This window comes from Nostoc sp. (genome assembly GCF_054880495.1).
The window spans coordinates 1-7052 of record NZ_JBTYKD010000343.1 but is presented as its reverse complement, the minus strand read 5'-3'; the positions used below and the strand labels follow the sequence as shown (position 1 = coordinate 7052).

Sequence of the window (7052 nt, the reverse complement as noted above, 5' to 3'; positions counted from 1 at the left end):
TCTAATAGCGCGTGAGGAGTCGGAACCTGTGAGGGTAAACGAAACTCGCTCCGTGAGTTAGAACCCCCTGCGTTTACGCATGGGGTATCTCAGATGGATTGTATGAGCGCTAACACTAAGGTTTGTCCGGTTGCGTATAGAGGAGGTAGGGAACGGCAAAATGAGTTGGAATTCCAGTATTCACCTCAATGTGATGAGAATCAACCGCTTAAATAAATGGCGAGTGAGGAGTTAGGGGTTAAAATCATAATTCACAACTTCTAACTTGTAACTGATAACTTTTAGAGAGGAATTGACTGTGGAGCAAAAAATTAACTGTGCCGAAGCCTGTGTTAACGGTTGTGTTTTAGGGGATAAATGCCCCAATATCGAGTTTAGAGAGGCCACTGCAAAATTTATTGAAGAGACTCCCTTAGACAAAATGTTGGAGTTGGCACAAGAACGTCTGCGGAAAAAAATTACAGAACCGCCAAAATGGGTTTTTCCGGAAGATCCATAGCATCTGGATCTATATTTAATTCTCACAGTTTTGCCGCCAAGCGATCGCTGCGTTGCTTCTCCTGTTATATCAAAATACCTAATTGCTTTCTTACAGCAGTTTTCATGTATTTGAACCACATCTGTCGTAGGGGCACAGAAAAAGCTCATGTGTGTCAACTTAAGGTAGAAGTTAGGTAAAAAAAGGGTTATAGGGTTGCCCTCGTCCCCTAACCCCGAATCCCATATTGGGATTCGGGGAACTGGAGAATTTGCTCCCCTCTCCCATATTGGGAGAGGGGCTGGGGGTGAGGGCAAAACTCGCTGTTTTCCGCAAGCAAAATCGCATTCGACTTTAAATATCTAACCCAACCACTGTTAATTCCGGCGGATGTTCAACATTAAACTGGTAATATATCTCTCTTCGCTCCTGTGGTGGAAGAGTTAACTGCCATTCTAAAATCCCCATTTCACCAAGTTGAATTTGTGGGTTGCTGCGACTGAGGCGTACCTTAATTTGTTCGTTGCGGCTAATCGGCAATTGTTCAGTTAGTTTCAGATCTATTTCTTTGTCGAGTAAGTTAGTAATTATCAATCGATAAGTATAAGTAATCCGGCGCTGGTTGCTAATCAATCTTTTGTCTACCACACGCTCAACTAAATCGCGCTCAATTTTTAAACCTTCGTCAATTCCTAAATTCAGTTTAAACTCTTGCCCTGGTGCAATATTATCTAACTGAGTTGTCCCAATAAAAACATTGTCGCGGAAAATATTCGCTTTACCTGGTAACAAAGTCGCACCGTTGGGACTATTTTTCACATTAGCTTGCAAATAAGCAAAGCTTACCAAGCGCGGCATTGCTACATAATCGAAGCTACAAGGATAATCATCATTGAAAATTGTAGTTTTATGGGGTGTGCCATCATTAGGAATGTTACTGCCACCATTCAATTTGAAGGTAACTACACTTCCTTGTTTGGATACTTCTGCTGTCATGGTTTCTGCTGGGATTAGACTATCCTCTGTAACTTCGTCTTGTTCTTCCCAATCTGCTCTGGCAGTAGAAGCGGGCGGTTCTGGTATGCTAGGCAGCAGTGGTGGCTGGGCTTCAAATCTTCGTCGCACTCTTTGAGGAAGTGGCGCATCAATATACCAAGGTTCAAGTTTGGGTGGAAGTGTACCTAATCCGGGTTTAGCGGTAGAAAGGGTGAGATTTGCACCAATCCAATCTTCGCCACTGCTTTGGGTGATTTCTGCAAGGTAGCTCAGATGCACAATATTGCTGGTAGTACTAAAGCGCAAGTCATAAAGCGGAGTCCAACTAGCGCGATTCACTAAGTATGATAGCTCTAATTCAAATTCGCCTTCACCCGTAACTTCAACTGCTACAACTAAGTTAAAACTTTCTTTCGGATGGGGTGTTTGGATTTTTTGCAATGAGGTGCGGAGTGCTTGCAGTTGTTTGTCTAATTCCTGCTGCTGGGTTTTGCACTCCCCAGATGCGATCGCATACTCACTATACTGGCTTCCGAGAAAGTTGAGGAAATCTAAAGTTTCGCTGAGGCTGAGATTTTTGCGAGACAAACTCACTGAAAATGGTTCCTCTGTTTTTTCACGTAAGCCTTCGATAAAACTAGACTGCAATGCTAAAGCATCCACTTGGGCTTGCAGATGGCGTTTTTCTGCTTCTAATTGCTGAATTTGCCTTGTTAAATATGCTACTCGCTCCCCTACAGGTTCAGTGGTGTAAATGCGATCGCTACTAACTCCCACCAAGCGCACCCCTACCGTACCTGCACCGCTAACCCTGACAGACTCAGTTTCTACAGTCACTGGCACTGGAGTAATTACTAATTCCTGTTCAATTCCTGTTAAATCAACTACACCTCGCCGTGTAACCAGCGCTCTGTCAGAATATACACTAACAGCGACAATCTCGCTTTGTACTGTTTTGCGCCAAGACGGTATTTCCGGGTTAACCACTGCCAGTTTTCCCCCATTTCTAATGATTCTGCTGGTTAATTGTCAATGCTTCCTGGTCTAACCGTCAACCCCTTTAGGTAATTCGTAATTCGTAATTATGAATTATTTGAACCGGGAGTTGGTTCAAGCGTACTAGAAGCAGTATGAGCTTTTTGCTGTACAAAATTCTTTGTCGCAGCTAGGAGATACTCATAATAGGCACGAGCGACGATCGATAGCTGCTTGCCAGATGGGTATACCATGTACCAATTTCGCTGAATGGGAAAGTGTTGTACATCTAAAATGCTAAACTCTGAGGAGTCTGATAGTAAAGTATGACGCGATAAAATAGAAATTCCTAAACCACCTGCGATCGCTTGTTTAATTGCTTCATTACTTCCCAATTCTAGCTTGACTTTTACCGTCACCCCTTGTTCTTCAAATAGCCTTTGGACGGCGCGACGAGTTCCTGAACCTGGTTCCCGCATAATAAAAGGTTGGTTAGACAGGCGTTGTATCGGAATATTTTTTTCATTGGATAACGGATGATTAGTCGGTGCAAAGACTATCAAAGGGTTTTCTAAAAATGGTTCACAAGTCACATCTATATTGTCTGGAATTTGACTCATAATATATAAGTCATCCAGATTCTGACTCATCCTTTCCAAAATTTGTTCGTGATTCGTTACTTGCAGCGAGATATCAATCCCTGGATAAAGTTCGCAAAACGGTCCCAACAAACGTGGAATAAAGTATTTTGCTGTTGTAATCACAGCCAAGCGTAATTGTCCCTGTTTTAGCCCTTTTAAATCTGCCACCTTCATTTCATACTGGGCTATATTCTCAAAAATCTGCCGACATGTAACAAATAATTCCCGTCCGGCTTCCGTTAGATATAACCGCTTTCCCACTTGCTCAAATAATGGCAACCCTACCGATTTGGTGAGTTGCTTGATCTGCATAGAAACGGTAGGTTGGGTAAGAAACAATTCCTCAGCAGCACGAGTAAAGCTACTATGCCGTGCCGCCGCCTCGAACACCTTTAACTGGTGCAGCGTCGCTTGGTTCAAAGGTGATTCTCCTGTATATAGCGATTAATAGATATAAAACTAGTATTGCTGAACACTGGCAAATGATATAGCGATGCTCACAGAAAGTTACGAGTTCTATTATAGACAAAACTCTATTATCTCTATTAAAATAAAGGTATTTTACTTATGGATTGAAGAAGCTATTATCAGAACAATAAGAGCGTAAGATGCCTTCTATTTCCCGATGAATGCTGAATGAGGATTTTTCCAAATTCATCATTCATCATTCCATAATTCTTCCGTAACTTTTGTATTTAGCTTGGTTAAGTCTGGTAATCTTAGTACCTCGATTTCCGCAACTTGTTCTTTAATATTCACAGGCAAGTTTAACGCTTGACGTTCTTCTATCCAGCAACTTGCTAATGGCAAGGTTAGCTCCATTTCGTCCAGAGGTCGGGGAATTACCATCACTGCATTCAATTCCCCAATGCGTTCTGCCTCAAACATTCCCGCTTCCACAGCTACCGCCACATTTGCTACGGAACCGCGAATAATCGCTGTACACAAACCCGCACCAATTTTTTCATAGGCTGCCAAATGAACATCAGCAGCTTTCAGCATGGCATCACACGCTCCTACCATCGCGGGAAATCCTCGCGTTTCTACCAAACCAATTGCTTGATTACTCAGACGGCTGTAATTGCCCTCCTGCATCAATTTAGTTAAACGAGTTGTGATCGGAAGCACTATATCTAGGTTGGGATAAGGTCGGGGAATCACCAAACTAGAAATCAACTGACCAAACTGTTCAGCCGTTTGCACACCTGATTCTACAGCCAGACGCACGTCAGCAATTCCACCCCGGACGATCGCAGTACAATGACCGCTACCAATTTTTTCATACCCAACTAGGTGAACTCCCGCCGATTTCAGCATCATATCCGCTGTACCAACGATCGCTGGAAAGCTGCGGGTAGAAACTAAACCCAAAGCAGTATCCTCGTAGGTTTCGTAACTATGCGCTCCCTGGCTGGTATTGAGAGACCGTTGATTATATGTTTCCATGATGAATTCTCCAAGATACGGAAAAAGCCGACAACTTACAATTAACACTTACTCGGACTGATTGTCAGAGTTTGGGTTGTTCAAGGATTGTCTATGAGGAAACAATGTAGTCAAGAGTCTGTGTATGCTGCCTTGCCCATAAATCTGAGACCCGAAACCGTTAGGCGATTCTGTGGCTAGCTGACTGGGGTCTAAGTCATGTTCTGTAGACTCTTGAACATCTTTCCCCAAGCTGGAGTCAGCATCTTTAGTCGGTTCTTCCACAGGAGGAGACTGTTTTTCTGGAGTCACGGAAGATTTAAAGAAGGAAATCGACTTATTTTGTTTGAAATCCACAAAAGCCGAAGCTGAGAAGTTAGTTGAGGAAATTACCTTTTCCTTAACTCCACCTAAGCCATTTTCCTCTTCCTTCGGCGGTGGTGTATTTGTAGCTGGGTTACTTGGAGTTGGTTCCAGTTGTTTTGTTTGGTCAATTTGGCGACTGGTGTCTCCTAAAATCGAACCAGATGGAATTACTTGTCCAGGTTCAACTGAATAGTTGAAAATTGTTGTCGCCGAACCAATGCAAGCATTTGCACCAATTTTGCCCTTACCAACCATCAAAAAACCGGCTCCCAGGTTTGCGCCGGCTTCTACCTCTAGGGTTCCTTCATGGACTTGGAGAATGGCTCCCATACCAATACAGACCCCTGGACCAATGATGATTTTGCTGTTTACAGCCGCTTGGAGTATTACTCCACGTGCAAGTACCGCGCTTGGATGAATACTCACCTCACCACTAATGTAAGAATCAAATTTATTGCTGAGGTGCAGTAGCGGCACAGACATGGAAATTTTAACCTCGCAAGCCGGAATGGGGAATGGAGAATTGGGGAGTGGGGAATGGGGAATGGAGAATTGGGGAGTGGTGGATATTAAAATTCCCTATTTCCTACTCCCTATTATGGGGAGTAGTGAGTGGTGGAAAAATTCCCTACTCCCCACTCCCTACTATGGTCGTTGAATAATCGTTTCCAATACCCGACGCTTCGCTTTGGGGTCAACACCAATTAAGCGCACATATTCCCCTGGATATTCGCCAAGTTGCCTTTCTACGGCTGCGATCGCTTCTCTTTCTGAGGAGGCTTGAATTTGACCGGTACTAGTCCAAGAACCTGTACGGAACCGCCGTTGATCTACGTGCTCAATGCTAATTTTAGAGCCGCCAGCCAATAATTGCCGGAGTTGGTCTACTACTTCAGTACTCAAGCGGGTACTGGTAGCTGTTGCTGTTGCTGTTGCTGTTGCAGTGGGGGTACTGCTAGTGAATGATTTCTGACTGCCAGATGAGGCTACTTGACCATTTGGACGTTGAATAATCGTTTCCAATACCCGACGCTTGGCTTTAGAGTCAATCCCAATTAAGCGGACATATTCCCCTGGATATTCGCCGAGGTGTCCTTCTATAGCTGCGATCGCTTCTCTTTCTGAGGAGGCTTGAATTTGACCGGTACTAGTCCAGGAACCAGTACGGAACCGCCTTTCATCTACGTGTTCAATGCTAATTTTATATCCACTACTCAATAATTGCCGCACCTGTTCTACGACTTCAGTACTCAAGCGGCTACTGGTAGCTGTTGCTGTAGCATAGGGTGCTGCACTGCTAGTAAATGATTTCTGACTGCCGGAGGAGGCTACTTGACCATTTGGACGTTGGATAATTGTCTCTAATACCCGCCGTTTGGCTTTGGTATCAATGCCGATTAAACGCACATACTCGCCTTGATGGCTTTCAATACATTCTTCCAAACCGGAGATTACTTGATTTATGGAAGTTGCTTCAATTGGCTTGCAACTAGTCCAGGAACCAGTTCGGAAGCGCCGCTCATCTACGTGTTCCATGCCAATTTTGTAACCACTTGCCAAAAGTTGGCGGATTTGCTCTACAGTTTCACCATTAACTTTGCCACTGCTAGAGCCGTTCCCATTACCATTACTGCTACGATAACTGCCATTACCACGACTAGCAGGTGCTTTAAAGCTGGTAGCTGGTTTAACATCATCATCTGGACGTTGGATGATGGTTTCTAATACGCGCCGTCTACCTTTGTCAATGCCAAACAGCCGTACATACTGGCCGCTATGCTCTCTTACACAGCTTTCTAATGCTGCGATCGCTTCACCCAGCGATCGCGGTTCAATTGGCTGGCAACTAGTCCAAGAACCTGTGCGGAACCGTCTTTGGTCTACGTGTTCCGTACCAATCTTATACCCTTGCTCCAATAGATAGCGCAACTGCTCTATTGTTTCTGCACCCAAGCTATTGCTCGACACTTCACTACTCCTTTCCAACTCTAAGACAGTAATACTACTACCTGTATAAGATTTAGCAATTTCATCCCGAATCGGTGCTATACATTTGCTATCCGCAGCACAGAGATAACCCGCTCGCAGTGCTTGATTAATTCCAACCACATGATGAGCAAATTCCTTATCCTGATCTTGCACATCTGGCAAACGGTCAGCTTGTTGCTGGT

General features: G+C 44.1%; 7 protein-coding genes and 1 pseudogene. 3 read left to right on the top strand and 5 right to left on the bottom strand.

Features of this window, described 5'->3' with window-relative positions:
- Window positions 1-93 precede the first annotated feature (93 nt).
- Window positions 94-216, top strand: a pseudogene (locus ACYTXL_RS29665) (phosphate-starvation-inducible PsiE family protein); the annotation flags it as partial.
- Between the two features lie 82 nt (window positions 217-298).
- Window positions 299-499 (top strand): hypothetical protein, encoded by a 201-nt coding sequence (locus ACYTXL_RS29660; RefSeq protein WP_334905540.1) that lies wholly within the window; start codon window positions 299-301, stop codon window positions 497-499.
- A 333-nt stretch (window positions 500-832) separates the two neighbouring features.
- On the opposite strand, the gene ACYTXL_RS29655 is transcribed toward ACYTXL_RS29660, so the two are convergent.
- From ACYTXL_RS29655 to ACYTXL_RS29640, 4 genes are all read right to left on the bottom strand, one after another.
- Window positions 833-2461, bottom strand: coding sequence for a mucoidy inhibitor MuiA family protein (locus ACYTXL_RS29655; protein WP_461927767.1), 1629 nt, complete (start codon window positions 2459-2461; stop codon window positions 833-835).
- A gap of 95 nt (window positions 2462-2556) precedes the next feature.
- Complete coding sequence (locus tag ACYTXL_RS29650; RefSeq protein ID WP_461927766.1) at window positions 2557-3510, bottom strand: LysR substrate-binding domain-containing protein; 954 nt, start codon at window positions 3508-3510, stop codon at window positions 2557-2559.
- A gap of 237 nt (window positions 3511-3747) precedes the next feature.
- Window positions 3748-4536 (bottom strand): BMC domain-containing protein, encoded by a 789-nt coding sequence (locus tag ACYTXL_RS29645; RefSeq protein WP_461927765.1) that lies wholly within the window; start codon window positions 4534-4536, stop codon window positions 3748-3750.
- A 48-nt stretch (window positions 4537-4584) separates the two neighbouring features.
- Window positions 4585-5364, bottom strand: coding sequence for a transferase (locus ACYTXL_RS29640; protein WP_461927764.1), 780 nt, complete (start codon window positions 5362-5364; stop codon window positions 4585-4587).
- Here ACYTXL_RS29640 and ACYTXL_RS29635 point away from each other — a divergent pair.
- Window positions 5363-5539: a hypothetical protein gene (locus tag ACYTXL_RS29635; RefSeq protein WP_461927763.1), complete on the top strand. Its 177-nt coding sequence runs from the start codon at window positions 5363-5365 to the stop codon at window positions 5537-5539. The two genes, ACYTXL_RS29640 and ACYTXL_RS29635, sit on opposite strands and share 2 nt — an antisense overlap.
- Here ACYTXL_RS29635 and ACYTXL_RS29630 read toward each other — a convergent pair.
- Window positions 5527-7052 (bottom strand): ribulose bisphosphate carboxylase small subunit (locus ACYTXL_RS29630; RefSeq protein ID WP_461927762.1); only part of this gene is annotated, 1526 nt, incomplete at its 5' end. The two genes, ACYTXL_RS29635 and ACYTXL_RS29630, sit on opposite strands and share 13 nt — an antisense overlap.

Coding starts and splice junctions, on each gene's coding strand:
- ACYTXL_RS29645 (WP_461927765.1), bottom strand. CDS start 4,536: ATGGAAACATATAATCAACGGTCTCTCAATACCAGCCAGGGAGCGCAT.
- ACYTXL_RS29635 (WP_461927763.1), top strand. CDS start 5,363: ATGGAAATTTTAACCTCGCAAGCCGGAATGGGGAATGGAGAATTGGGG.
- ACYTXL_RS29640 (WP_461927764.1), bottom strand. CDS start 5,364: ATGTCTGTGCCGCTACTGCACCTCAGCAATAAATTTGATTCTTACATT.